The organism is Williamsia sp. D3, from assembly GCF_000506245.1.
Classification (GTDB): Bacteria; Actinomycetota; Actinomycetes; order Mycobacteriales; family Mycobacteriaceae; genus Williamsia; species Williamsia muralis.
Genome location: NZ_AYTE01000018.1, coordinates 257,092 through 282,617, shown reverse-complemented (window position 1 = coordinate 282,617; position 25,526 = coordinate 257,092). Strand labels below are relative to the sequence as shown.

At 63.5% G+C, this 25,526-nt stretch carries 23 protein-coding genes and 1 pseudogene; 12 read left to right on the top strand and 12 right to left on the bottom strand.

Going from position 1 to position 25,526, the window contains the following annotated elements:
• Positions 1-8: 8 nt before the first annotated feature.
• From W823_RS43090 to W823_RS43080, 3 genes are all read right to left on the bottom strand, one after another.
• Entirely contained in the window at positions 9-779 is a 771-nt protein-coding gene (locus W823_RS43090) for an alpha/beta fold hydrolase (protein WP_023958251.1), read from the bottom strand.
• A gap of 184 nt (positions 780-963) precedes the next feature.
• Entirely contained in the window at positions 964-2,193 is a 1,230-nt protein-coding gene (locus W823_RS43085) for a peptidoglycan bridge formation glycyltransferase FemA/FemB family protein (protein ID WP_081729745.1), read from the bottom strand.
• Positions 2,190-3,353, bottom strand: coding sequence for an alkane 1-monooxygenase (locus W823_RS43080; RefSeq protein WP_031332313.1), 1,164 nt, complete (start codon positions 3,351-3,353; stop codon positions 2,190-2,192). The genes W823_RS43085 and W823_RS43080 overlap by 4 nt, the downstream gene beginning before the upstream one ends.
• Before the next feature lie 1,188 nt (positions 3,354-4,541).
• On the opposite strand from W823_RS43080, the gene W823_RS43075 reads away from it, so the two are divergent.
• Positions 4,542-5,915 carry an alpha/beta hydrolase family protein gene (locus W823_RS43075; protein ID WP_235189529.1) on the top strand — a complete coding sequence of 458 codons (1,374 nt, stop codon included), beginning with the start codon at positions 4,542-4,544 and terminating at the stop codon, positions 5,913-5,915.
• A 68-nt stretch (positions 5,916-5,983) separates the two neighbouring features.
• Here W823_RS43075 and W823_RS43070 read toward each other — a convergent pair whose 3' ends face one another.
• A complete protein-coding gene (locus W823_RS43070) occupies positions 5,984-6,454 on the bottom strand; it encodes a DoxX family membrane protein (protein WP_023958242.1) in 471 nt (156 codons plus the stop codon).
• A gap of 310 nt (positions 6,455-6,764) precedes the next feature.
• Here W823_RS43070 and W823_RS43065 point away from each other — a divergent pair, with 310 nt between their 5' ends.
• Entirely contained in the window at positions 6,765-7,670 is a 906-nt protein-coding gene (locus tag W823_RS43065) for an alpha/beta hydrolase family protein (protein WP_023958240.1), read from the top strand.
• Positions 7,671-7,754: 84 nt separating this feature from the next.
• Here the strand turns inward: W823_RS43065 and W823_RS43060 are convergent, their stop codons facing one another.
• Together W823_RS43060 and W823_RS43055 are read right to left on the bottom strand one after the other, a co-directional pair.
• On the bottom strand, positions 7,755-8,990 hold the full coding sequence (locus W823_RS43060) for a PP2C family protein-serine/threonine phosphatase (RefSeq protein ID WP_051406502.1): 1,236 nt from the start codon (positions 8,988-8,990) through the stop codon (positions 7,755-7,757).
• 219 nt (positions 8,991-9,209) lie between these two features.
• A complete protein-coding gene (locus tag W823_RS43055) occupies positions 9,210-9,767 on the bottom strand; it encodes a TetR/AcrR family transcriptional regulator (protein WP_031332307.1) in 558 nt (185 codons plus the stop codon).
• 116 nt (positions 9,768-9,883) lie between these two features.
• Between W823_RS43055 and W823_RS43050 the strand changes: the two genes are divergently transcribed.
• Together W823_RS43050 and W823_RS43045 are read left to right on the top strand one after the other, a co-directional pair.
• Positions 9,884-11,098, top strand: a complete 1,215-nt coding sequence (locus tag W823_RS43050; protein ID WP_038253156.1) for an oxygenase MpaB family protein — start codon at positions 9,884-9,886, stop codon at positions 11,096-11,098.
• A 99-nt stretch (positions 11,099-11,197) separates the two neighbouring features.
• Entirely contained in the window at positions 11,198-12,349 is a 1,152-nt protein-coding gene (locus W823_RS43045) for a metallophosphoesterase (RefSeq protein ID WP_023958232.1), read from the top strand.
• A 313-nt stretch (positions 12,350-12,662) separates the two neighbouring features.
• Here W823_RS43045 and W823_RS43040 read toward each other — a convergent pair whose 3' ends face one another.
• From W823_RS43040 to W823_RS43030, 3 genes and pseudogenes are all read right to left on the bottom strand, one after another.
• On the bottom strand, positions 12,663-13,802 hold the full coding sequence (locus tag W823_RS43040; RefSeq protein WP_031332305.1) for an FAD-dependent oxidoreductase: 1,140 nt from the start codon (positions 13,800-13,802) through the stop codon (positions 12,663-12,665).
• Positions 13,799-14,679: pseudogene (locus W823_RS43035) on the bottom strand (DUF1295 domain-containing protein). Before W823_RS43035 ends, W823_RS43040 begins: the two are co-directional and overlap by 4 nt.
• 82 nt (positions 14,680-14,761) lie before the next feature.
• Positions 14,762-15,700, bottom strand: a complete 939-nt coding sequence (locus W823_RS43030; RefSeq protein WP_023958226.1) for a UbiA family prenyltransferase — start codon at positions 15,698-15,700, stop codon at positions 14,762-14,764.
• A gap of 161 nt (positions 15,701-15,861) precedes the next feature.
• Here W823_RS43030 and W823_RS43025 point away from each other — a divergent pair, with 161 nt between their 5' ends.
• Complete coding sequence (locus tag W823_RS43025; protein WP_031332303.1) at positions 15,862-16,536, top strand: alpha-ketoglutarate-dependent dioxygenase AlkB; 675 nt, start codon at positions 15,862-15,864, stop codon at positions 16,534-16,536.
• A gap of 4 nt (positions 16,537-16,540) precedes the next feature.
• Here the strand turns inward: W823_RS43025 and W823_RS43020 are convergent, their stop codons facing one another.
• A complete protein-coding gene (locus W823_RS43020) occupies positions 16,541-18,553 on the bottom strand; it encodes an SDR family oxidoreductase (protein WP_152538060.1) in 2,013 nt (670 codons plus the stop codon).
• Between the two features lie 142 nt (positions 18,554-18,695).
• Positions 18,696-19,847, bottom strand: a complete 1,152-nt coding sequence (locus W823_RS43015) for a GGDEF domain-containing protein (RefSeq protein ID WP_081729742.1) — start codon at positions 19,845-19,847, stop codon at positions 18,696-18,698.
• Positions 19,848-20,116: 269 nt separating this feature from the next.
• Here W823_RS43015 and W823_RS56580 point away from each other — a divergent pair, with 269 nt between their 5' ends.
• The 7 genes from W823_RS56580 to W823_RS42980 all read left to right on the top strand — a co-directional run bounded on the left by W823_RS56580 (position 20,117) and on the right by W823_RS42980 (position 24,682).
• Positions 20,117-20,914, top strand: a complete 798-nt coding sequence (locus tag W823_RS56580; RefSeq protein ID WP_235189521.1) for a hypothetical protein — start codon at positions 20,117-20,119, stop codon at positions 20,912-20,914.
• On the top strand, positions 20,911-21,339 hold the full coding sequence (locus W823_RS43005; RefSeq protein ID WP_023958217.1) for a phage holin family protein: 429 nt from the start codon (positions 20,911-20,913) through the stop codon (positions 21,337-21,339). The genes W823_RS56580 and W823_RS43005 overlap by 4 nt, the downstream gene beginning before the upstream one ends.
• Positions 21,336-21,968 (top strand): DUF3618 domain-containing protein, encoded by a 633-nt coding sequence (locus W823_RS43000; RefSeq protein WP_023958215.1) that lies wholly within the window; start codon positions 21,336-21,338, stop codon positions 21,966-21,968. Before W823_RS43005 ends, W823_RS43000 begins: the two co-directional genes overlap by 4 nt.
• A gap of 127 nt (positions 21,969-22,095) precedes the next feature.
• Positions 22,096-22,485 (top strand): DUF732 domain-containing protein, encoded by a 390-nt coding sequence (locus W823_RS42995; protein ID WP_023958213.1) that lies wholly within the window; start codon positions 22,096-22,098, stop codon positions 22,483-22,485.
• Between the two features lie 85 nt (positions 22,486-22,570).
• The gene (locus W823_RS42990; RefSeq protein ID WP_023958211.1) at positions 22,571-22,999 is read left to right on the top strand and encodes a helix-turn-helix domain-containing protein; all 429 of its coding nucleotides are present in this window, start codon (positions 22,571-22,573) and stop codon (positions 22,997-22,999) included.
• Between the two features lie 43 nt (positions 23,000-23,042).
• Entirely contained in the window at positions 23,043-23,387 is a 345-nt protein-coding gene (gene trxA, locus W823_RS42985) for a thioredoxin (RefSeq protein WP_023958210.1), read from the top strand.
• Between the two features lie 71 nt (positions 23,388-23,458).
• Positions 23,459-24,682, top strand: a complete 1,224-nt coding sequence (locus tag W823_RS42980) for a sodium:proton antiporter (protein WP_023958208.1) — start codon at positions 23,459-23,461, stop codon at positions 24,680-24,682.
• A gap of 7 nt (positions 24,683-24,689) precedes the next feature.
• Here W823_RS42980 and W823_RS42975 read toward each other — a convergent pair whose 3' ends face one another.
• The gene (locus tag W823_RS42975; protein ID WP_023958206.1) at positions 24,690-25,517 is read right to left on the bottom strand and encodes a hypothetical protein; all 828 of its coding nucleotides are present in this window, start codon (positions 25,515-25,517) and stop codon (positions 24,690-24,692) included.
• Positions 25,518-25,526: the final 9 nt, after the last annotated feature.

Genomic DNA, 25,526 nt, shown 5'->3' with positions numbered 1-25,526 from the left:
CTGCCACGTCAGCCGCCACCAGATGTCCGCCGGAACTCGTCCGGCGTTGAAATGGACTTGAGGGCGCCTGCGTCGATCGCTCGTGCAAACGTGGCGATCGCTCTGCCCGTGACATCCGGCTGGATGAGCGGGAACAAATGACTGGCGCGAGGTATCACGGTCAGATGAGCACGGGGCGAAATCGCTTCAAACCGACGTTCATTGACACGAAACTGGTCCCAGCCGCCATTGATGAACTCGATCGGACCTGGATACCGCGCGAGTTCGCCGAGGGCATCGAAGCGGGAGACCTCGGCGACAACATCTTTGATCGATGCCAATGCGAGGCCACCGACTTCCATGTCGTCAGCGACTCGGCGCCCGACCGATGCTCGGGTGAGCCACCTGCTGATGACCGCTGCCTGCTCGGGTAGGTACGCGGTCGTGGCCCCGAACGCTCGAAACGGGGCTGCATAGAACGGACTGGGTTGTGCGGTCGCGCACATCGCCACCAACCCACTGACCAGATCTGGACGCCTGCCCGCGACGGCCATCGAGACGTAACCGCCCATCGACATGCCTGCAACGATGGCGGGTGACCCGAGCTCCTCGATGGCCTTGACCACCGTGTCAACGGCACCTGCAAGCGTGAACGTCTCCCCCACCCGTCTGCCATGGCCGGGCAGATCCGGGAACACCACTTCGCGGTCGGGGATCGCGGCAGCGATTCGGTGCAACGATGCCCCGCTGACACGAATCCCGTGAACGAGAACAACCGGTGCGGGAACGGGCGCAGACACGGGAGCCAGTATGCCCTCAATCCTCGATGGGCCCACAGGTCCAGCTGCACCCCTGCGGCAAACCGTCACACGAAATTCTCGAAAGAGTTGCGCAGCGACACTCGAGTTGAACGGCGGGGAAACGGTCAGGTTTCTGACGCAGTCCGATCCTGCGTCCACTTCGGCGGGCGACTTCCCCGACGGCTCATCCCAGGCGACGTAACCTGCTCCAGACAGGTCCATGCTCGAGCCACACGTAGTCCGGATTCGGACGCACCGGACGACCGCGTAGCCGATTCAGCCGTGGCGATTCGTCGATCAGTGACGTGAGTATCTCGAGTTGCCGCAGCGTCCATGCCCGCCGGGGGCGAACAGCTATCTGGTAGGCGCCGAGGTAGTCGGTGATTTCTTCACTGAACGCGGTCTTGAACTGGCCTACCCCGTGGCGGGGATGAGATGGATCGGAAATGGTCGACGTCGACGGTGTCCCGTCGAGGTCGTATCGCTCGCATCCCTGCTCCCGCGCCCACTGCATGATCTCCCACTGCAGCGCGTACGCCGCGCGGCTACCTCCCAGTCCACACAGGAACGGGTCGCCAGGGCGCTTGCGAATCGAGCCCGCCCCCAGGTAGAGCGCATTCTTGCCCAATTTCGAGACGAACGCGCCGACCACCACCTCGCCCTGGTGCCGAGCCAGGAACAGCTGACCGTCGCCGGACGCTTCGTACTGCTGGAACAGCGCAGTCGACGTCTCGAGGCCGGGGATCCTGAACCGGCCACCGCTGGTGGCGTCGAGCATCTCGTACAGGATGCGGCAGTTCTCGTCGGTGGCCGGGACCCGTTCGACCGTCACACCTTCCTGCGCTGCACGACGGATCGACTTTCGCGCTCGCTTCTTGAAGCGAGCCTGCACGTCAAGTTCGGAGCCGCGCAGATCCACGATGACCGTGCTGTCGTCCAACCACGTCGGCACCCGCGTAAAACCCTGGGCACGAAGGAGTTTGACGTCGTCTGCATTCGCCTTCAGTTGGGAACGCACCCGAACCGCGGTGATCCCGTTCTCTGCCCCGAACGCAGCCACTGCGCGGCCGGACCGGATCAGATCGTGGACGTCGAGGACAGGCGGTCCGAAAAGCACCCAGAGCGCTCCCACAAGCGGCACGTCCACCTGGAACGCCGTCACTGCGTAACTGCCCACAATGAGATAGACGGGCCTGGCACCCTGTAAGGCCATACCGTCAATGTTTGCGCGACCGCGATAGACGGTGCCCTCGTCTGGGCTCAGCAGGATCAGTTCGTCCCACCGCGCGATTTCGTCCTCGCCCGCGAATCGTACGTGCGTTGCTTCGGCCGCAGGCTGATGACGTGCATCCCCACGGTGACCGAATCGCCGACCTGAGCGGACAGTTCTGCCCACCGCCTTGACTGCGCTCATCTGGCAGAGCTCCCGGCTAACGCGACGCCGTAGCGCTGCTCGATTTTGTCGGCCTTCGGCGGGTGAACGTTCACCTTGGAGAGGTCGCCGTTGTAGTGGCCGAGCACGCGGGGATCCATCACCTTGCGCCACAGCGGCGGGACGAACGCCAGGACCACCATCATGGCGTAGCCCGCAGGAAATTGAGGGGCCTCGCTGCAACTACGAAGGGCCTGGTACCGCCGTCCGGCGCGCGCGTGGTGATCGGAGTGCCGTTGCAGGTTGAGCAAGACGACGTTGCTGACGAGGTGGTCACCATTCCAACTGTGCTCAGGACGCACCTTTCCCAATCTTCCGTCCGGAGTAGGCATTCGCAGCAATCCGTAGTGCTCGATGTAGTTCACCGCTTCGAGTACAAGCATGCCGATGACCGCCTGCAGCGCGAAATATGGCAGCATCGCCCACCCGAAGGCTGCGACGATGACGACGACGATCGCGACACTCACCGACCAGGACTGCAGAATTGTGTTGCGCCAGTTCCAGAATCGGTGGCCCTGACGATGTAGACGAGCGGTTTCGAGCTCGATACCCGAGACAAGTCCTCCATAGAGCGCGCGGGGATAGAACGCGAACAAGGACTCGCCGAATCGCGCGCTCGCCGGATCTGCAGGGGTTGCGACCTTTACGTGGTGGCCGACGTTGTGTTCGACGTAGAAGTGCCCGTACACCGACTGCGCCAACGCGATCTTGGCCAGGCCCTGTTCCAATTTCTCGCGCTTGTGGCCCAATTCGTGAGCGGCGTTGATTCCGATCGCGGCACTCATGCCCAAAGTGATCGAAAGACCTACCCGCTCACCCCTGGTCATGTCCGCGAAGGCAAGGCACCAGAAGCCGAAGAACAGGCCCGCGTACTGGAGCGGGACGAAGATGTAGGTGCACCACCGGTAGTACCGGTCCGCCGACAACGTCCGCACCGCATCATCCGGCGGTCCGGCACGGTCGGGCCCTCGGATCAGGTCGAGGAGAGGGACGACCACGAGGAGCAGGTAACCACCGAAACCCCAGAGCAACCCCGACACACTGTTCGCCAGCAGGCACGCGATGAACGGCCCGGCAGGCACGAGTAGACACAGCGGCCACAGGTGACGTTTGGGGTCCTTCCAGGTGCGAGTATCCGACATACCCCGGTCCTCGACTTCAGCTCTGAGCTGGGTGTGGTGCATCAGCACAGCCACCTCGCCCGCAATCTTCCCGCGTCTTCACACTCACGGATCCCTTCCGTGGCACTGCATACCCCAAAACCCGGTTGTTCGACGTCAGGACTGGTTCGCCCGCAATGGCCGCTTTCAGTCCGTCTCGCCGTTCACCAAATGCAATTCCCCACTAATCGTCTGATGCGCAATTTAAACACAGAAAGTCCGTTACCAGATCGCCAATTCGGTCATGCTGGTCGAACTGTGATTTACCGAACCTCTTCGCGCGTGTTCGCGGGCCCGGAAGCATGGTTCTGGTAATGAGCTGTGCTAGCAACCTGGTTGGGGATCCAGCTCGTCTAGCTCGTGACTCTGCCGCAGAAATACAGCCGATGAGCCAGGGTTCAACACAACGACGCTGACGGCATCTCGACCACTGGGATGACCGTTGGGTCGATCATGTCCACGAGAGTCCGTGTGAGCCACCGAAGCTCACGTTTACTCGTCTCGCCGATCGACCAGCAAGGGTGACACCCGTCCACGAATCCAGTTTCGCGATCATTGATCTTCATTCGCAATGCCTCGGCAATTGCCGGGAATGCAGGCGCCGGCGAATCAAGCAGCTGGGGTCACGGCTTCGGGGGTTACCGGCTCGCCGTCCGGGGAGCGTCTTCTGCACTGAGTAGGTGTCTTCGTCGAGCGTTCGCGGCGTGAATACGAAAAGGCAGCCTGGTTCAGTCACGCTGGAAATCGCGTGACGAAGCAGCCGGTTCGACGCCGCCCGACTGCACGCAGCCGTCCAGAGAAGCGACGGATACGCCGCCGCGAGCACCGGGCCTCCCGGTGTCTCATCCATGCCATCGAACAATCCAGCGCAGGAATTTGCAGATCGACGACCTACGTCGCGTGCGTGGCCCTATAGTGGGCCAATCTCCGGTGTCGAGCGACGGCACTGGAGGCGCCAGAAGAGATTTTCGTTCGACGGGTAACGCGGCACCGCCCGAAGACGACATCTCCTACAGTGCCTTAGTCGTCGGGGACCGAGATCAAGGAGCCAGTCCCCGCATGCCCTCACCTGCAATCCCCAGCGGCAATCTCGTTCCAGCCTGGAGAATCGACTCGACCGACAAGCAGCTCGGCAGGTCCAGTGGTCGGCGCAGGCCCCGGATCCTGGTCATGAGTGCTGTTGTGGCCGTTCTCAGTATCGGGTTGACGGCCGCGAGTTCGTTCCTGTTCACATTCACGTCCGCATCCGCGCTGACCGGCCATCCGGAGGTGCTGCGAGAGGGTTGTTCGTGGGACTCATCCGGCAGCTTCGTACAGAACTGCCAGGTCTGGTCCCCGTCGCAGAACAAGTGGGTCACGGTCCAGATCCGCGCGTCGCAGGGCAGTGACCAAGGCGTGTATCTCCTCGACGGCATGCGAGCCCGCGAGGATCGTTCGGCGTGGACAACCGATGTGAGGGCCGCGGACGTCTACGACCACACCACCGACACCACGCTGGTGATGCCCGTGGGCGGCGCATCCTCGTTCTACACCGACTGGAACGGCGGCGCGGGCGACCAGAACAGCACCATCAAACAGGAGACGTTCCTGACCGACGAATTGCCCGCATATCTCGCACAGAACTTTGGCGTGAGCCCGTCCAACAACGCCATCATCGGCTTGTCGATGTCGGCCGGCCCCGCGGTCACCCTGGCCGAACGTCACCCCGAGCAGTTCAAAGTCGTGCAGGCGATGTCGGGGTACTACCAAACCGACAACCCGCTGGGCGCTCTCGGCGTCTTCGCGTCTCAGACGTTGGTCTCCAACTACACAAACGGCATCCTCAACATGTGGGGTCCCCCCGGCAGCGCGCAGTGGACCGAGAACGACCCCTCGAAGAACGTCAGCAAGTTGAAGGACAACGGGCAGGTCCTGATCATCTCCTCGGGTAACGGCTTGCTGACACCCGGTGAACTCGCCCATCTGGCCCCGCAGGATCAGATCAGCGCCATCGCCTTGGAGATGTTGTCGGCAGTATCGACCATCTTGATGCAGATGCAGGCCAGACAAAGCGGCGCCAACGTGGTCGTCCTTCCCAATTACGGCGGGCACACCTGGGAGAACTGGGGCCGCGGACTCCGCGATGGGCGAGAAGAAGTGACGCAGGCGCTACGCAGCACCCCGCCTGTCACCGCCAAGACACAGGTGGTCACCGCCTCGGGAACACCGGTGCCGGACGGATCGGCGAAGGTCACCGATGCCGCATTGCTCGCGGCGCAAACCCCCTCGGTGCTTCCGTCCGACATCCCGGAGATAGCAACCGCGCCCGAAAGCCTTGATCCGAGCGCCGACCCATCGGCGACGGAGTCCGCGCCCAGCGGGCCGCCGTCCGGAACGGAACCGGCAGCGACTGGGACCGTCACGCCCACCGACACCCCCGCAACCACCACGCCCACTGCAGAACAGTCACAGGTGAACACCGAGGTACCTGCGTTGGACACTCCTTCGGCGACGACCACACCCCCGGTTACGAGTGGAGCGTCTTCGGCACCGTCAGCTCCATAGCCGGGCTTCAGCGGGCGGGTGACAGCGATCGCTGACGGATCGACGGTCCACCGTCGGACGTGGGCGAGCTACGAGGGGTGACCCGCCCGCTGCCGGCGAAGCGCCGACCACGCCCCGGTCGACCAGAGCGCCCATGCGATCAACACCGGCTGGAAGAGCAGTCGGGTGGCCCGGGCCTGGTCGGTGTTGAGCCCGAACGCATCACGGTGGTTGATCAGCTGCGCCAGGTTGCCCGGAAACACCGCGACGAAGAACGCGGCCAACACGAGACCGATAGCGGCTCGGCGGCGTTTGAGGAAGACGGTCGAAGTTCCCAGCGCGATCTCGACCACACCTGAAGCGAGAACGGTCACGTCCGGGCCGAATGGCACGAAGTCCGGAACCTGTGCCTGAAAGTCCTGTCGCGCAAACGTCAGGTGCCCGATACCCGCGAACACCAAGGCCGATCCGAGCGCAATGCGTGCGACAGCGCGCGCCGGCTCCTCGGCTGAAGGAGAGTCGGCGAGAAACACCGTCAGAGGGTTTGGCCGATTCGTCATTGGTTTCACCTTGGAGTCGAGGTAGCCGAAGTGGCGTGCTCAACCAGCGTAGGCAACCGCTCTGCACCATGCAGCTCATGTGAACACATCCGTTGTCCGACGCTTATCGCTGCGCCGTGCGGTTGATCGGTTGTCGCGACCATCAGGCAGTCGACCTGGGGTCGTGGTTTACTGTCGCGGGGTCGGGAGCCCAGAATCGACGGCGCGGGGGAATCAGTAAGTGAGACGGCGGTTTTCGGCCATTGTGGCCATTGTGATCTTCTGTGTCATAAGTGAGCTTGCGGCAGCGCCTGCGGCGATGGCGGCTCCTATGACTGACGGCCTTGCGGCGCCTGCACGCATCGAGATGTTGGTGATGGTGACGCCTCAGCGAGCAAAGCTCACCGTCTACTCGCCGATGATGCGCCGGACCGTTCGTGTTGATGTGTTGTTGCCGGCGCGGCCAAGAGTCGCTACCCCACGCCCGGCGCTCTACATGCTCGACGGCATCGACGCCGGTGTCTATTCGGGCTACAGCCAGAGCGGATGGACTCAGTACACGGACATCGTCGAATTCATGGCAGACAAGAATGTCAACGTCGTGCTTCCCATCGGTGGCACCGGCAGTTACTACACCGATTGGAAACAGGACGATCCCGCGTTGGGCAGGAACAAGTGGGAAACGTTCCTCACCCGCGAACTCCCCCCGCTCATCGACTCGACGTTCGAGGGCAACGGCCGCAATGCCATCGAAGGGTTGTCGATGGGTGCCACCGGCGCATTGATGCTGGCCGTGCGAAACCCTGATCTCTACAGCGGCGCTGCGCTTTTCAGCGGCTGCCTCGACCTCGGAGACCAGACCGCCCAGAATGCCACCACCGCAAGCGTGATGACTCGCGGCGGGGATCCGGCCAACATGTGGGGTCCGGCCTACAACGAGGCGTGGCTTGCGCACGATCCAGGCGCGAATATCGGTGCCCTGCGCGGCAAACCGCTGTACGTCGCGGTCGGAAGCGGTGTGCCGGACTGGTCGATGGGCGTGGCGGGGCTTGCCTCACCCGTCGGCGGAGCTCTCGAGGCCGCAGCGTTGGCCTGCACCCGCACCTTCGAGACCAAGGCCGAGGCAGCGGGCGTAGACATCGAGTTCGACTACCGAGAAGGCCTGCATTCCTGGGGCTATTGGAACGACGATCTGCATCGTTCGTGGCCGACGATCCACAAGGCACTCGGCCTGTGACTCCCCTGTCGCCGACCCCGTCTTGCAGGGAGCACGCACGCTCTGATCGCTGACCGTCTCGACAGCGATCCGGGTAGCCGCGCGTCAGGCCGTCGCCACTGCAAGCCTGGCAAGTGCCACCACGGTGACGTCATCAGGATTGTTCGTCCGGGATGCCATGCCAGAGATCGCGTCCACGATCTCGCTGGCGGATGATGCTGCCACGGCGATGGCTGCGACGTGGTCGACAGCGGCCATCGATCCGTCGTACAGGTCCAGAACACCGTCGCTGAAGCACACCACCATGTCCCCCGTTTGGAGGAACAGTTCCTGCATCGTCCAGTCGTCGTCGAGTCCGAGCCCCAGCGGTAGGTCTTTCGATCCGAGTCGCTCCCACGATCCGTCGGCGCGAGCGACCACTGTCAGTCCGTGCCCGGCGTCGGCGTAGAGCATCCGGCCGTCCTCGGCGCGAATCCTGGCGTGGAAAAGCGTCGCGAACGATTCTGTGTCTCCCAAATCGGTTGCGAGGCAGTCTGCGGTCCGCGTGAAAGCGACAACCGGGTCCTCATCGTTGCGGGCGCTTCGCACCACAGCGCGAGCTGTCGCCGCGATGATGCCCGCACCGACACCCTTGCCCATCACGTCTCCGAGGGTGAAACCCAGACCTCCGCGGATGGGATACCAGTCGAAGAAATCGCCGCCGATCGCGGTTGACGGAATGCATGCGCCGGCAACCTGATAGCTCGGCAGCGGTGTTCCACTCTTCGGCAACAGTGCCCGCTGAACCCGCGAAGCCTGGTCGAGTTCACTGGTCGTCGCACGCTCTCGGCGTTGGATGACAGACAGTTTCTTTCTCGACAGCCGCGACAATTCGTTCACCACGGTCGCTGCGAATGTGAATGCACACGCGCTGAACAATCCGCGCCACAACTCGTTGGGATTGTCGGACACACTCGTGCCCAGTGCAAATGGCACAAGAAGGGCCGCACACACACCGAGGAACGAATAGAAGATGAACCGGCGGCCTTCTGAACTGGCAAACCAGATCACCGGGAGTATCAGCAGGGACGCAAAGATCGACCTGCTCTCTCCGGTGGCGAAGCGAAGCGCGCCACACGCGAAGAGATCGAGCGTGGGAACGATGAAGCCATACCGATACAACGATTCGTCACGGGAGAAGAAAACCGCGAGAACGGTTGCGATCACGGTGACCACCACTGCGCTCACCAGCACCCGCGCATCACTGACGACCAGCGTCGGGATGGTCCCACTGAGGACTACCGCCACCGAGAAGAGCGCGACGAACGGAAGTTGTTTGAGCAGAGGCGAAGGCCGATCCACACCCAATCGGTGACGAAGCGAGCCCTGCGGCATGAACTCCCTTTCCCGAAATAACGAATGTCTGATTCGACACTAGTGGACTGATCGACGATGAGCTCGGGGGCATTAGGCGTCGTGTTGAAGTCAGTTCCCGAAAAACGGTGGTACGAACCATCAGCCCGCCCCATGACCATCAGATGACCGGGCCTGACCGCGAGGAATACCTCTCAGATTACGTGTTCAGGTGCGATCGAACGCGGCGAGCAACATTCGCGCGCCGGTCGAGATCAGATTCTGTCGGTCAGAATGTTCAGGTCGTAGTAGAGCAATGCGCAGACAAAGGCTTGCGGTCGCGCCCATCGTGAGGGAGACGAGGTCGTCGAGCGCCGCGCCCTCCAGGTCGGGACGCAGACGGGCGGGGAGAACGCGGGCCAGCGGTACCAAAGGGCCCTCGACCTCGCGCCAGGCGTCACCGAACTCCGCCTCATCCGAGGCAAAAGAAGCGCGGAGCACAGGGGCGTGTTTCTCGAATGCAGAAGTGAGGGTTTCCACCACGATCACCATGGCGTCCATCGGGTCCTTGTCCATGGCGCTGCCGACGCCGGTTGCCAGTTCGGTGGTGATCTCGTGAACCGCGGTGGTCCGCAGGTCGTCGATGATGGCGTCCATGTCAGCGAAGTAGCGATACACCGTACCGATGCTGACGTGTGCAAACTGGGCCAGTTGCTGGGTTGTCGGTCGCCGCGAGGGTTCGCACCGGAGAAGCTCCACGGTTCCCTCCAACAGCGCCTCACGCATCTCGACTCCGCGTTTCTGTCGCGGTGTCACGCGTCGATGTGGTGGGGTCGTACGGGCCTTCTGGGTGGTCACAAAACTGAATAGTAAGTGAGGATTCCTCGTGTTTGACTGAGATCATGACTACAGCGCCACCGAATGACCTGGTGAATACCGATGTAGCGGTCGCCCGATTCGGCGACGCCGGTCGGGTATGGCTCGAGGCCATGTGGCTGGGCGACGACCTGGCGGATGCCGTCGTGAACGACGACTTCTCCGAGACGTCGGCCTCCTCGGCAACCGAAGCCGTGTGGACTGCGCTCGCCGACGGTATTCAGGCGGTGTCAGACGCTCCGCAATCTTTGCAGGATCTCTTCAAGTTTCTGGACACCGAACCCGACTGGGTAGACCATGAGCGGCTCGACCGCGCCGCCGATGCACTGATTCGCCACACCGCCGCGCTGGGAATCGTGCTGGGGGCGGCCTCGCTGGTGCGGGGTGCAGGCAACACCATCGCCGGGAAGCCGCTGGCACTGACAGGCCGGTACGTATCCCAGCCGGCCATTCGATCGGTTGAGGTCGGCGAGTGGCTGCGCAATGTGATCACACCCGGGGGGATGCGTCGTGGCGGCGACGGCTTCGCGTACACCGTGCGGGTTCGGATGATCCATGCGCACGTGCGCCGCGCCCTTCGGGATCTGGAGGTGTGGGAAGAGGCAGCATGGGGAGTACCCATCCCCCAGCCCTATATGGCGTTCACGCTGGCCGAGTTCGGCCACATCGCCATCGACGCGATGCACAAGTTGGGCGTTCGGTTCACAGACCGCGAACTCGCAGACATCTACCATCTGTGGAGATACGTCGGACATGTCGTCGGCATGGACGAGCAGCTCAACCCGGTCAGTGAATCCGATCAGATCCGGATCGAGGAACTGTACCGGTTGACCTCACCCGGGCCCGGTGAAGACGACCGCGACTTCGTCGTGGCACTCACCGACGACTATCTGATCCCCGAACTCGCCAATGCGTTGCCTGGACCGCAACGGATCCGCCACGCGGCGGCCTCCACACTGATGCGATCGCTGCAGAGGGTGTTCATCGGCGACGATGCGGCCGACGAATTGCACATTCCCGACGGTCGACTCAAGCACATCGTGGGTCGCGTCGGTCCGCTCCTGGCTGTCGCCGCGCGTGTCCGGCTGGCCGTGGCCGGGGACCCTGAGCGGCTGACCCGCAGTGCATATCTCGCGCGCGATGAGGACATGGATCGGATGCGGGCGGCATATCGGGTCACACATGATCTCGTGGACAACGCCCCGCCCACCCCGTTGCGGGCTGCAGCCGGACGGGGCTGACCGCCTCGGGCGTCTCGGATGCAGTCAGCCGTCTGCGACAATTCGAACGATGACGTCCCCGATCACCGCCTCCCGCTCTGATTGTCTCGCCGAGCATTCATGACGCGGTTTCTTGTTTTCGCACTACTGCTCGCGCTGGTGTCTTACTGGCTCCACCGGCGACTTGTCCGAGCCACCGGCGTTGCCCGCCCGTGGTCGATCATCGTCGACATCCTCCTCGGACTGCTGTGGGTACTGGCGATCATCGGTGTCGGCAGCGGGGAGCTGCTCGACCCGTCGTGGGCTCGCATCCCCGGATTCGCCGGATGGGTGTGGCTGGGAACAGTCTTTTACCTCGTACTCGGACTTGCGGTCACTGCCTTGGCATCCCTTCTCGCGCGGATGGTTCGGCGTCTTCGGGGCTCGCGGAGCGACTCGTTCGATTCGTCCCGTCGCCGCGCGATCCGGACTGCCACCGTGGGGGTGGTGATAGCTGCCGTTGCTACGACGAGCTACGGAGTGGTCGAAGCGGCACGACCTGAGGTCGTCCGTGTCACCGTGCCGCTCGCGGCGCTTCCCGACGAGTTCGACGGATTGCGGGTGGCTCTGATCTCCGATCTCCACGTGGGGCCCACTCGCGGCGGCGAGTTCACCGCACGCGTGGTGAAAACAGTGAATGCCGAACGCCCCGACCTCGTTGCCATCGCGGGCGATCTCGTCGACGGAACGGTCGAGAAGGTGGCCGGCGACCTGCAACCACTCGAACGGCTGTCGGCGCCACTCGGGGTGTACGGCGTCAGCGGCAACCACGAGTTCTATGCCGACGACGGAGGCCGGTGGCTCGACGTGTGGGACAGGCTCGGCATCCAGACGCTTCGCAACGAGCACGCCGTGGTCGAACGAGGGGGCGCAAGCATCGACATCATCGGCATCCACGACTACTCGTCTCCGAAGCCCTACGAGCCCGACCTCGGCCGAGCACTCGACGGGCTGCACCGCGAACGCTTCGGTTTGCTCCTGGCCCACGAACCGCGCCAGGCGTTCGACGCCTCCGACATGGGTGTCGATCTCCAGCTCTCCGGTCACACCCACGGAGGTCAGATGTGGCCGATCCGCTACCTCGTGCCGCTGCAACAGCCATCTGTAGAAGGCCTGGACCGAGTGGGCGAGACCACTTTGTACACAACACGGGGTGCCGGAGCGTGGGGTCCTCCGACCCGTGTCGGCGCGGCGCCAGAGATCACCATCTTGGAGCTGGTGCGTTCTCGGTGAATGGTTTTCGCCAGGGACACGCGGGAAACATGCGGACGCCGCGCCGACCCACCGGCGTGTCGACGGGGCAGCGGTCGCGCGTCCCGGGGACTCTTGCTTAGATGTGTCCTATGAGTACCTACACGTCGCTCGACGCTGCCATCGACAACTTCCTCAACACCAACCCTTGGGCCATCGATGTCCTCCAGTTCTTCTTGAACGGCCTGCCCTGATCAGTCGCTGAACTGGCTTCGTACCGGCAGCGCAATGTTCGACCGGATCGGCCCGTCGCCTCACGGCAACGGGGCCGATTTGCTGTATGCAACATGGCCATTCATGACTTGACTCCGGAACTCTCGGAGTCACGATTCCTCACTCCCCCGTAGATTCCCCGCCTGACTATCCACGGTTGCAGCACCCGGTCGATCGACCAGGCCGGAAAGCGAAACGGGCGGCCCGAGGGTGTGAACACCTCGAGGCCGTCCGGTTGGACGCCTAGGACTGACCCCCACCTCCGATTGCGCGGACGGTAAGCCCGTAATGAACGCCCGGCCAATTCCGCACGAACGTTGCGAGCGACGAGGCGGTCGGCCCTGTTCCGAGCCGACCCACGCAAGGGATCGCTCGCAGCCACATCCCCCAGAGCGAAAACACCCGGGTGCCCCGGTACTTGCAGCTGATCGTTCACGCGAACGAATCCCTCTGCGTCGAGCACGTTTTCGGGCAGCCAGCCGGTGTTCGGACGTACGCGGCCGACCGCCCACAACACAGCATCGGCAGACACCGCAGCCTGCCCGGTGGTCCACGTGACGGATCCTGTTGTGATCTCATCGCCGACGAACCCGTCGTCCAAGGCGGCACGATGGCCCGGGTGGAGCTGAACTCCGAGGTCCATCAAACGGCCACGAACACGGCGCCAGGTTCGGATGTGGTGTTGGGGAAGAGCTCTCTCGCCGGGGTACCACAGGCTGACCTTCTTGTCCGGCCACGTGCCTGCCACGTTGGCCGCGCTGCTGACAGCTGCCGCGCCGCCTCCGATCACCATCACAGATGGTGCCGCAGCGAGCCGTTCATGCGCTCCGAGTAGACCGGCCCTGACCTCATCGGACGACTGCATCGTGGGTGTGCGCCAGAATCCGTTGCTGACTCCTGTCGAGATGACCAGGGCGTCATAGGATTCGATCGACGTCGAGTCGTCCGCACTCCTCACGGCCAGGGTTCGTGCCACCAGGTCGACGTCGGTGATCGTGCCGTGGACCGTGCGAACGCCATCGAGGCCCCGAAAGCGGTCGAAGGAGACCCAGTAGTCACGAGACCAGTCGTCCGGTCGGCTCAACCGCGTTCCCAATTCCTGCCCGCTGACCAGACCAGGTTTGACCGAGATGCCCACGACATCGACGTGGCCCGCCAAGTGAATTGCTGTCAGCACCCCACTGTCGCCGAGGCCGGCCACGACAACTCGCTTGCGTGTCACACGGTCACCCGTCGCGGACGCCATGGGACAAACCTCGGTACGCGGTCGATCACGTCCTGGTATCCCGCGCGGCGTTCCAGGCTGCGCTTCTCCATCATCGGGATACTGGCACCCAAGAACATCCCGAGCATGGCGCTGCGCCCAGGAACAACCACCACGCGTCAGATGGCGACACAGCGACCCCGAACAGCGCCAAGGCAAACCAGAAACCGAACTCCCCGAAGTAGTTCGGGTGTCTCGACCAGCCCCACAGACCCCGGTCCATCACCTCTCCGGGTCTTCCGTCCCGAACGAATCGATGTAGCTGAGCATCCGCGACGAGCTCGAGCCCTACGGCGGCCAGTCCCGCGAAGAACGCGATCGCGGTGAGCCAGATGATGTCGTCACCCGGACGGGTGACGGCGATGTAGACCGGGAGCATCCCCGCGAAGACCTGCAAGGTGGGGATCACGTGGATGGCAAGAAGATCGGTGACGAACTCGAATCGGCCTGCCTGACCGCGCAGCATCCCGTACCGCCAGTCCTCGTGGTGCAGGCCGGGAAAACCGCGGATCCAGTTCGCCGTCAGCCGTACTGCCCAGAGCGTCACCACGATCGCGACCAACCAGCAATGCAGCTCATCGATACCGAGGTCGCCGCCGACCCACCAATAGATCATCAGGAGCGGCGGAACGACACTCCAGTAGGCGTCGTAAAAACTGGAGTTGCGATAGAACCGGCTGAACCCGAAGATGACCACGGTCGCCAGAACGTCGGCAACTAACGTGTCCAGCCACAGCCACGCCGTCTTCGGGCCCCATCCCAACCAGAGGACGGCCACCAGGATGGCGATGGAGTATGCCACTGCGATGCGTACGAGTGATGCTGTCTTCGTCACGAGGTCTGATGATGCCAGTACCGATCCCACCGGTGCCGTAAATCGACCATCATGGCCTCTTGCCGATCCCGCCGAAGCGGGCTCAGGCCAGGACGATCACAGCGCACATCGTGAGCGCCACGTGGACGAGGCTGTACAACTTGTAGGCCAGACGATTCCGCGCCTGAGTGTTGCGGATCGCGGTGAGTACGGCCGTCGGCCAACACAACAACGCCATCAGCCCTGAGGCGATCGCGACTGCGACATCGGATCCACCGCTGGTGCGGAACAGCACCAGATAACCGACCGCCGGCCAGATCACCATCATCACCACGAACCAGGTGCGCACAGCGGTGGCGCCGAAGAGCAGCGGCTGGGTCACCCGTCCGATGATCCGGTCGCCGCCCATGTCCCGGACATCTTCAATCGAGAGAGGGATGATGAACATCGTGGCCAGCGCGACGATCCAGAACCAGGCTGTGGCGTCCAGCGAATGCGCTATCGCCCACGAACCCCCGAGCTGTGCGATCACACCTACCCACGTCGTGATCGGCTTCCACAAGATGTAGAACCGGGGCTTGAGGAAACGGTGCGTGGTCTGCACCGTCACGATCCAGACGAGGGCGGCAACAAAGGTGGTGAGACCGAGCGTTGCCGACAGGCCGACAAAGATGGCCGAGCCGACGTAGTTCCTGCGCCACATCCCGGCCGGCGTGACCAGGCCTGACGGAATCGGGCGGTAGGGCTTGTTCGCATGGTCTTCTTCAGAGCCGCCCGCTTGATTGGCGGTGTCGAAGACATAGATGAAGAGCATCGACCACAGCACACTCGCGACCATCGCGACGGCCAGATCGATCGTATCGAGGTCGAATCGCAGGGCAGCGGTCAACGTGAAGAGCACCGGCGGCAGGCTTGCGACCCAGACGTTGTCGGCGTTGAGCCTGGCGGTGATGACAAGTTCACGGCGCAAACTCCACCGCGGCGTCACCGCTCGTGGAGACTTCTCCTCGACGTGCACGACTTCCCCGTCTTCCTCAACCATCGGTCGGCACAATTGCCGAATGCCAATACGCTACTGAACACGCGTTCACAGTTCGAACCGAACCTCGGTCAACTGCTCATCGTCAGAATCCGCCTCGGGGCGGGACAACCGTTTTGTACCGGCCGGCCGGCGCCGGCGATGACCTGAAAGGAGCCCACCAATTGAATCAGCTCCTGCTCGATGAGGGATTCCCCCACCGGCCTCGCCGGGAGCTCGCACCCGGCGCGGTCCACATCCCGGCCTGGTTGACGCTCAAGCAGCAGCGGTGGCTCGTGGCGCAGTTCAACGAGTGGGCGACCGGACCGGTACCCATCCGCGCGGCGCGGGTGCGCGGTCGTGAGATGTCGGTGCAAATGGTGTGTCTCGGGTGGCATTGGCAGCCGTATCGGTACAGCCGGACGGCCACCGATGTCAACGGTGCGCGAGTCCTCGACTTCCCGGACTGGATGGCCCGACTCGGCCGCAAGGCAGTCGCAGACGCTGTCGAGCACACGCCGTCCGGGGAGGCCTATGAGCCGGACGTCGCCCTCGTCAATTACTACGACCACTCTGCTCGCATGGGGATGCATCAGGACAAGGACGAGCTCTCCAGAGCGCCTGTTGTCTCCCTGTCGATCGGTGACACATGCCGATTCCGATTCGGGAACACCGAGAGCCGCAATCGCCCGTACACCGATATCGACCTCGAATCCGGCGATCTGTTCGTCTTCGGCGGGCCTTCGCGGCTGGCCTACCACGGGGTCACGAAGATATACCCGGGGACCGCACCATCCGGTTGTGGTCTGGCTCAGGGCCGGATCAACATCACCATTCGGATGACAGGGATGGACGGGTGACCGGTCACCAGTAGATTCCGGGGACGAGGCGGGCAATCCGCTTCGCGGACTTGGGGATCGGCGGGGTGGCCGGCAGGCTCGACCGCGTCTGACGATCCGCCGACGGCTCCGGCGAAGTGGCTCCGTCGTCCGCCGGCGCACCCTTGGCCGCGGCGGAGTCCGGGAACAGGCGGTAGGCCTGATGCAACAAAAGGTGTTTGAAGCGGGGCGCGAACAACCCGGTGAACTCGGCTGCGGTACCGACTGGAGTGTCGATCCTGTCGGGACGTTTCTCGAGCGCGCGGACCACCATCTTCGCCGCGTCGTCGGGTGAGGCCACAGGAAGCGATTGATAGATCGTCGTGGGCGCGATCATCGGAGTCCGCACCAACGGCATCCGGATCGAGGTGAACGTGATCCCGTCGTCCAGGGTTTCCGACGCGATCACGTCGCTGAACGCATCGAGCGCGGCTTTGCTCGCGACGTACGCCGAGAACCGCGGCACCTTGCTCTGCACCCCGATGGACGAGATGTTCACGATGTGGCCGAAACGACGCTCGCGCATCGATGGCAGCAGCGCGAGGACCAACCGAACGGCCCCGAAGTAGTTGACCGCCATGGTTCTTTCGAAGTCATGCATCCGGTCCGTCGACTGCGCGATGCTCCGCCGGATGGAACGACCGGCATTGTTGACGAGGTAGTCGACGTGGTCGTGTTCGTCGAGGGCCGTCTTGACCATGGTCTCCACCGATTCGTGATCGGTGATGTCGCACGGGTAGCCGAACGCCGAACCCCCCTCTGCCCGAATGTCTTCCACGGCCGCCTGTAGGTCCTCTGCGCCGCGAGCGATGAGCAGGACCGTCGCTCCACGCTGGGCGATCTTGTGCGCAGAGGCCAGACCGATTCCCGACGATGCACCCGTGATCATCACAACCCGGTCTGCGAGTTCTCCTGCGGGACTGGGCCTTCGGGCCAGATCGGGATCCAGATGGTCGTACCAGTACCGCCAGAGCTTGTCGGCATACGATCCGAACTTCGGTACTGCCAGACCACTGTCGGCCAGTGCCGCTCTTGTGGTCGCCGAGGCGAACAGGGAGGGGAACGTGAGATGTTCGATGACCACGGGTGGTATTCCGATCTGGTCGAGCACGAGATCGCGCGCGATCTTCACGCCCGGTAGATCGCCGAGCCCGAGAAGCGGACGTGCGATCAGCGCCGGTACGGAGCCCACTGCCATCGGCGCACCTGCGGCACGCGCCAGTGCTCCGTAGACCTCGCGGACCGACTGGGGCTTCGGGTTGACCAGATGGAAGGCCCGCCCGTCGAGGCCGGGCTGCAACATGAGCTCCACGAGCGCCGCGGCCACGTAGTCGACAGGCACCATGTTGGTGGTACCGATGTCAGGTACCGCGGTGGGCAGAAACGACGGCAGTCGGCTGAGCATTCTCAGTGCGGTGAAGAAGTAGTAAGGGCCGTCGATCTTGTCCATCTCGCCGGTCTCTGAGTTACCGACGACGATTGCAGGCCGATACACCCGCCACTTCAGTCCCGGTGATTGACGAACCAACTGCTCGGCGATGAACTTCGTCTCGTGGTAAGGCGAGGGAAGGCCTTGCCCCAGATCGAAATCGTCCTCGGTGAAGACGCCGGCGTGGTCACCCGCCACCGCCACCGAGGACACGTGGTGGAACGTGGCGTCGAGTTCGTGAGCCAGGTCGATCATCGATCGGGTGCCGTCGACGTTGGCCGCCTTCGACTCCTCGGCGCTTGCGGTCATGTCGTACACCGCACCGAGATGCAGGACGTGATCTGCTGCCGGCGGCGGCTTCTCGAGGCCCAGTCCCGGCGCAGTGAGGTCCCCGACGATCGGAACCACTCGATCGCCGCCCACCCACGTGGCTGCCAGCCGCTCCATTCGCTCGACGGAAGCTTTGCGCACCAGCACATAGACCTGAGAGTCGGGATCTCGTTCGAGAAGTTTCGGCAATACGTTCCGACCAAGAAAGCCGGTTCCACCGCTCACCATGTATGCCATCAGACCTCGACCTCCACGCTCATCGTTCGCACTCGGCTGTCGGCGCGCGTTACTCGTCGGTAATGAGGGTAGGTCAACAGATCGCCCAGCAACTCCCGGTTCTGTATATTCCAAGCGACCTACCCGCCGGGCGATCACCAGCGAGTCACATGCTCGTACCGACGATCCGGCCGCCGCCTGCGTTCTTGGCCCGGTACATCGCCGCGTCGGCATTACCGACCATCACATCGACAATGTCGCCGTCCTCCGGGGGCCACGAGGGGACAAACGTCGTGACCGTCCCGATGCTGACGGAGACGAAATCGGTGCCTTCTCCCCCCGCCAGACTCTGCCTGATCCGTTCGGCAAAGGCCTGGGCCTGCTTGGCATCGAGGTGCGCGAAGATCGCGAACTCGTCGCCTCCGATTCTCGCGAGAGCGTCGGCTCCCCGGCACAAATCGGCAAGGCAGTTCGCTGTGCGGATCAGAACGGCATCCCCGGTGATGTGGCCGTGCGCGTCGTTGATCGATTTGAACTTGTCGATGTCGACGACAAACGCGGTGAGTGGTGACCACGGCGGATAAACAGCATGGGACTGCTGCAACGCCTCGGCCAGACCACGCCTGTTCAACACGCCGGTGAGTGCGTCCGTGAACGACTCCTTCGCATCGCGACGCAGGAATGTGAGCGCGATCTGCGCGAGGATGTTCGTCGAGAGTCCGGCGCACATTGCGGTGAGTGCGAGCGTAGAGGCCACCAGGACGGACGTGCCGGGCGACATCACCGAGTACGTGTACGTGGCAACTATGACGACAAACAGGTAGGCCAGCTGCGCAGACATCAATCGGGGTCCGTGAACAAAGGTCACGTACATCCCCGGGACAACAAACAGATTCAGTAGGGCAAGGGCCACGAGTGGCTCCCCGACGAACAAATAGGTGGTGATGGCCGCGTCGACGTAAGCGACAAACCATGCCGAGGTCTTCTCGCGGGGCCACGGACGAAACCACCAGGCGGCCGAACAGACCGCGAAGCCCATCGCTGCCGCCACCACGAGACCGTTGGGCAACAGGCACCTGCAGGGGTTGATCAAGATGACGAGTACCCCGAACAACGCGTACACGAGGCAGCAGATCATCGCGCAAACACGGGTGACCAACAGCCACGTCCGCGACTCACCGTAGGTGTGCGCCCATTCGTAGTCGTAGGGCTGGGTGTACCACCAGCGCAACAGGCGAAAAACAACAGCCCAACGGTGTTTGCGAGATGGCTGTGGCAGGCGGGGCTGTCCACGCTCGGTCTCGCGGAGAAGCCTCATTCACCTTCTATCGTGGCGGATGGTCAAAGCGTTAGATCCTGTTCGCGATCGAGCACGGACTGGCATGGGTGTCGACGTTGGACACCTACCTCAGACGACAGAACTCCGGCCACGGTTTCACCTCGAAGAGTTGGCGCGACACAGCGATTCCGTCGATATTGCATTTCGGATAGATGATTGACGCTCGCAAATATGGGTACATCGATCCTTAGGTTGGAGCCGACGGCCTATCTCTGCAGCTACTTACTAGAGAGAACGCGAGACATACAATGACATCTTCAAGTGGTATTCCCATCCACGATCAGATGACGCCGAGCTCTGGGCCATCGCCGACTTCTGGTGAGACGTCAACCGCAGACGTCGCCAAGCAGCAAGCAGGCGATGTTGCCAGCGGCGCCACAGATGCCGGTAAGCACGTTGCTTCGGTTGCAGGCGATCAGGCGTCGCAGGTTGCCGGCGAGGCCAAGACCCAGGCAAAAGACCTGCTGCACCAGACCAAGGGCGAACTGACAACGCAGGCCTCAGAGCAGCAGAAGCGTGTTGCCGGTGGTCTACGGGCACTTTCCGACGAGTTCGGATCGATGGCCGACAGGTCCGAAAATCAGGGTATGGCAACCGATCTCACGCGTCAGGCCGCCCAGCACGCGCAGACGGTCGCATCGTGGCTCGACGACCGGGAGCCCGGACAGATCCTGGACGAGGTGACCCGATTTGCCCGGCGCAAGCCCGGCATGTTCCTGGCTTTGGCTGCAGGTGCCGGACTGGTGGCCGGGAGGCTCGGCCGAGGACTGACCGCAGCCAACAGCAGTGACAGCGGCGCCAGTTCGGGTGGAACGCCCAGTGCGGCGAACCTGCCCGACAACACGCAAACCGCGCCCATCCCGCCGATCCAGGCTGCTCCCCCGGTCGCCGGCTATGGCAGCGGGCAGCATGCAGCTCCGCCCGCGCAGCCCGGTTACGTACCCGAGCCTCCGCCGTACACAGTTGCACCCGGTTATCAGACGCAGCCCGGTTACCAGGCACAGCCGGGTTACCAGCAGCCGCCGGCCCCGGGCGTGAACCCATGAGCGCCCCGTACGGCGCACACGCCGGAGAGGGAGCCGAGACCAACCCGCCGTCGATAGGCGAGCTGCTCTCGAATGTGAGCGAAGACTTGTCCATTCTCGTCCGACAGGAACTCGCACTCGCGAAAGCCGAAGCCACTCAGACCGCCAGCCGGGTGGGCAAGGGTTCAGGAATGCTGGCGGGCGCTGCGGTGGCCGGCTACTTCGTGCTCCTGTTCCTTTCCATCGCCCTGTGGTGGGGGCTCGGCAACGCGATCGGGCACGCATGGTCGGCTCTCGTCGTCATGTTGATCTGGGCCATCATCGCCGGCGTCCTGGCCGTCCTCGGTCGGACGGCACTGCGCAAGGCCAAGGGACTCCCGCAAACCACCGACACAGTCAAGAACATTCCCGGCGCACTGACGCCCCATCCTCAGGAGAGATCATGACCAGCAGCTCAGACCCCGATCAGATTCGTGCCGAGATCGAGCGCACCCGCGCGACGCTCAGCTCAGACGTGGATACCCTTGCATACGAGGCGAATCCGGCCACGATGGCCAAGCGGAAGGTCGGTCGTGTGACCGGCCGGCTCAGCGGCGTTCGCGAACGAGTCATGGGCTCGGCTCAGGACACCGCCCAGAATGCATCGGACTCAACCAGTTCGGCAGCATCCTCGGTCACGGGTGCGGTTCAGTCCGCGACCGGCACCGTGCAGGATGCCGTGCATTCGGCACCCGGTGCGGCAAAGGCCCAGACCCAGGGCAACCCGTTGGCCGCCGGGCTGATCGCCTTCGGCGCGGGCCTGCTGGTGTCTGCGCTCATTCCCGCCAGCGAGAAGGAGCAGCAGGCGGCAGTGGCCCTCCAAGAGAAGGCTCAGCCCCTCACAGACGAGGTCACCGAGGTGGCCAAGCAGGCTGCGCAGAATCTGCAGGGCCCGGCGCAAGACGCGGCCGCAGCGGTCAAGGAGACAGCCACCGACGCTGCTGACACCGTCAAGCAGGAAGGCACCTCTGCGGCCCAGGGCGTACAGGATCACGCTAAGGACGCGACAAACAAGGTTGCCGACCAGCAGAAGTGACGTGGGGTGCCGCGCGGTGGGTCTCCCATCGCGCGGCCGCGCGTGCGTCCGCGAGCCGTTGGGGACTGGTACCTCCCCCGATCCTCTATCGTTCTTGCACCACCCACAAAGGAAAAAAGAGGCAGACATGAAGAAGTTCGCGGCACTGGTGGCATTCATCGGTTGCATGTTGTTCGCCGGCGCATGCAGCAGCGACGATGTGCAGGAAGCCACCGATCGAGCTACGGACAGTGCGAAGCAGGTGGCCGGGGACGTCTCGGACGCCACGGGGGATCTACGGGACGACGGCTACATCGAAGCTCTGAAGACTCAGGACGTGACGTTCGGTGATCGCACCAAACAGATCGAGACCGGCAAACTGGCCTGCACCGAACTGTCCAACGGGTCGAGCATCGCCGACACCACAAAGAAGGTGGCCGAGGATGCCGGCATCAGCGAAGACAAGGCTCGAACATTGATCAACATCGCCGTTCCCGCGTACTGCACGCAGAACTCCGCGAAACTCGCCGGCAACTGAGCGTCTTCCATACCCCACTTCCGGCCCTGATCGAGTCAGGGCCGGAAGTTCGCCCAAGCTGGGTTCGTAGTCTAGACTTTGAACCATGATCGACAGCGTCGCAGTCGTCCTCGGAACCGTAGGTGATCGTTGGGCTCTGCTCATCGTCCGTGAGGTCTCCCTCGGGCTGCGACGTTTCGACGAGATCCAGCGCGCCACCACCGCACCCCGGCAGGTCGTCTCCGATCGACTTCGCCGGTTGACCGAAGCCGGCATCCTCGCAACTCGGCCCTACTCGGTACCGCGGCGGCGATCTCGCGATGAGTACGTGTTGACGGACGCAGGGCTCGATTTGTTGCCCGTCCTGTCCGCACTGTCCGATTGGGGCGAGCGTCACCTCGGGTCCGGCGCACTCCCCGACGTCGTCTACCGACACAGCGGCTGCGGTGGCCGGATCACCGCAGTCCTGCGCTGCGAATGTGGTGACCACGCCGATCCGCGCCACCGCCTCGTCGCCGAGGTCAACCGGCTGTGACCATAGCCCTGCGTCAACTGTCTGCACCTTTGGAGGACTGATCATGCCCCTCGTCCACGTATCGGACTCTTCGTTCGACAGCGACGTCTTGAGTGGTGGCCGCCCTGTGCTCGTCGAGTTCACCGCCCACTGGTGCCCACCCTGCCGGATGATCGCGCCGGTACTCGACCAGATCGCCGTCGACGAAGCGGACGTCGTGGACGTTGTGGCGATCGATGTAGACGAAAACCCGGCCACGACAGCGCGTTACCGGGTCATGAGCATGCCAACGCTCGTGTTGTTCCACAGCGGCCAAGAGCGGGCGCGCATCGTGGGTGCGAAGTCGCGGCAGGCGATCATGCGTGAACTCCGGCCACACCTGCCGCAAGCTGCACCTGCACATCAATAAGTTGCGACCCGCCCATCGCCGGGCTGAGGCATTTACGCTTTTCAGGTGCCAAAGCCTGATGGGAACGCCTGATGACGCCGTCGATTCTCATCGCGATGGCGGTCATCATCGGCTGGTCGCTTCTGGCCGGCCGGCTCGAACGGTGGCGGATACCCGGTCCCCTGCTGATGGTCATCGCCGGCATCGCCATCGGTTTCAGCACTCGCAACGAGATCGGCAACACACTCAACACCGTGATCGCCGAACGAGCCGTGGAACTCATCCTTGCCCTGCTCCTGTTCGTCGATGCCACCGAGGTCAAAGGCGGTTACTTCGGAGGTGAGCGTGCTATCACCGCACGATTGCTCTGTGTTGCCCTGCCTCTCTCGCTCATTCTCGCCACCGTGCTCGGAGTCCTTCTCCTGCCAGATCTATCGGTTGCCGTGGTACTCATCGTGGCGTGCGTGGTGGTACCCACAGACTTCTCGCCGGCATCATCGATCTTGCGCGACAAACGCCTTCCGGCGCGCGTTCGCCACGTGATCAATGTGGAGAGCGGGTACAACGACGGCATCGTCGCACCGGTCTTCGTCTTCGCTCTCACGCTCGCCGGCGACCACGAGCACGCCGCCACGCCCATCGAAGCGCTCGAGTCGGCGTTTCCTGCGGCAGCGTTCGCCATCCTGGCGGGCGCCGCCGTAGGTCTGATCAGCGCCTGGCTGACCAATTCGGCTGTGCGCCACCACCTCACCACAGCTCAGTCACTCAGGATCGGGATCGTGATGATCCCACTGCTCGCCTATGGATGCTCGGTCATCCTGGGCGGCAATGGTTTTGTGGCCGCATTCATCAGCGGCATCGCCTACCGGGCGGCCCGAAACCAGCAAGAACTGGGCGACGAACAACTGGGCCTGCTCGACGAGGTGGGCATTCTGGCCGGCCTGGTGATGTGGTTCGTCTTCGGGAGCACGTCGGTGCTGTTGCTGTCGCTCGGGGTCGAGTGGTCGATCGTCCTGTACGTGCTGCTCGCGTTGACCCTCGTACGAATCGTGCCCGTCTTCTTCGCACTCACCGGGTCCGACCTCTCGCGGTCGGACCGGTTGCTCGTCGGGGCAATCGGCCCCCGCGGGACAGCGTCGATCGTGTTCGGACTTCTCGCCTTCAACGCTCTCGACGACGACTTCGCCGGAGAGACCCTTTACGCGATGACCCTCACGATCATCGGCAGCCTGATCATCCACGGTGTGGGCTCGTCGCTGATCGCTCAGCGAATGGCTTCAGATGCACGTCCAGCGACCGGAAAGTCGGTGCGCTGACAACCGATCAGATGTCGGCGAGCTTCTTGCGTGCGGCCTCGAGTCGCGCTTGTGCGTGTTCGGCCTTGTGTTCTGCCGCAGTCACATTCGACGCGGCGGTACGTTCGGACTTGTGCGCGAACTGCTTTTCCTGCTCCGCTTGTGACAGCTGGTTGCGCAGGTCCTCTATTCGCGAATCCAATTCGGCAACCCGGTCGGCGGCTTCTCGCGCGTCGGCCTGGGCGGTGTCGACGGCTTCTCGAGCTTCGAGCTCAGCACGTTCGGCTGCATCCACCTCGGCTTGTGCGTCGGCTCTCAGCTTCGTGGTGTCCGGCTTCCCCGACGTCGTCGGCTTCGATCTACCGCCCACCACCGTCATGCCCGCAGGACCCATACCGCTGTAGCTCGCTGCGGTGACAAGGCGCCCGGCCCGTACCATATCGGCGATCTCCGGGTCGGCCAGTGCGGCGTGCAGCGACTGCCCGACCTCACGGGCCGCCGTCTCACTCACCTGCTGCCCACGTGCCGCCGCCAACTCACCCGCGCGGCGCGCCATCGCCCGGATCACGCGCTGTCGTTGAGTGGTCAGTGCCCGTAGGTCGTCGCCCGATAGGTGGCGTTGTGCGTCACGGAGAGCCTCGCCCAGTTCGAGTAGTTCTTCCACTTGCTCGGGTTCTTCCCGAGCGAAGTTGTTCACCACCCAGGCGACCAGAGTCGGCTTGCGCATCTTGCCTATCGCGGTTGCGAGTTCGCGATCACCCTCTTTGCGCGCCTGTGTGACACGAGCCTTGCGCGCTTCCACGAACTCGGCCGGGTCGAGCCCGTACAGCTCGTCGGCGACCTCGTCGATGTCCACCGGTCGACT

What these genes read in the sequence shown, in the direction of transcription:
- W823_RS56580 (WP_235189521.1), top strand. Translation starts at nt 20,117, where the DNA reads ATGACATCTTCAAGTGGTATTCCCATCCACGATCAGATGACGCCGAGC.
- W823_RS43075 (WP_235189529.1), top strand. Translation starts at nt 4,542, where the DNA reads ATGAGTGCTGTTGTGGCCGTTCTCAGTATCGGGTTGACGGCCGCGAGT.
- W823_RS42990 (WP_023958211.1), top strand. Translation starts at nt 22,571, where the DNA reads ATGATCGACAGCGTCGCAGTCGTCCTCGGAACCGTAGGTGATCGTTGG.
- W823_RS43070 (WP_023958242.1), bottom strand. Translation starts at nt 6,454, where the DNA reads ATGACGAATCGGCCAAACCCTCTGACGGTGTTTCTCGCCGACTCTCCT.
- trxA (WP_023958210.1), top strand. Translation starts at nt 23,043, where the DNA reads ATGCCCCTCGTCCACGTATCGGACTCTTCGTTCGACAGCGACGTCTTG.
- W823_RS42980 (WP_023958208.1), top strand. Translation starts at nt 23,459, where the DNA reads ATGACGCCGTCGATTCTCATCGCGATGGCGGTCATCATCGGCTGGTCG.
- W823_RS43005 (WP_023958217.1), top strand. Translation starts at nt 20,911, where the DNA reads ATGAGCGCCCCGTACGGCGCACACGCCGGAGAGGGAGCCGAGACCAAC.
- W823_RS43000 (WP_023958215.1), top strand. Translation starts at nt 21,336, where the DNA reads ATGACCAGCAGCTCAGACCCCGATCAGATTCGTGCCGAGATCGAGCGC.
- W823_RS43045 (WP_023958232.1), top strand. Translation starts at nt 11,198, where the DNA reads ATGACGCGGTTTCTTGTTTTCGCACTACTGCTCGCGCTGGTGTCTTAC.
- W823_RS43080 (WP_031332313.1), bottom strand. Translation starts at nt 3,353, where the DNA reads ATGTCGGATACTCGCACCTGGAAGGACCCCAAACGTCACCTGTGGCCG.
- W823_RS43065 (WP_023958240.1), top strand. Translation starts at nt 6,765, where the DNA reads ATGACTGACGGCCTTGCGGCGCCTGCACGCATCGAGATGTTGGTGATG.
- W823_RS43055 (WP_031332307.1), bottom strand. Translation starts at nt 9,767, where the DNA reads ATGCGTGAGGCGCTGTTGGAGGGAACCGTGGAGCTTCTCCGGTGCGAA.
- W823_RS43030 (WP_023958226.1), bottom strand. Translation starts at nt 15,700, where the DNA reads ATGGTTGAGGAAGACGGGGAAGTCGTGCACGTCGAGGAGAAGTCTCCA.
- W823_RS43050 (WP_038253156.1), top strand. Translation starts at nt 9,884, where the DNA reads ATGACTACAGCGCCACCGAATGACCTGGTGAATACCGATGTAGCGGTC.
- W823_RS43015 (WP_081729742.1), bottom strand. Translation starts at nt 19,847, where the DNA reads ATGAGGCTTCTCCGCGAGACCGAGCGTGGACAGCCCCGCCTGCCACAG.
- W823_RS43085 (WP_081729745.1), bottom strand. Translation starts at nt 2,193, where the DNA reads ATGAGCGCAGTCAAGGCGGTGGGCAGAACTGTCCGCTCAGGTCGGCGA.
- W823_RS42995 (WP_023958213.1), top strand. Translation starts at nt 22,096, where the DNA reads ATGAAGAAGTTCGCGGCACTGGTGGCATTCATCGGTTGCATGTTGTTC.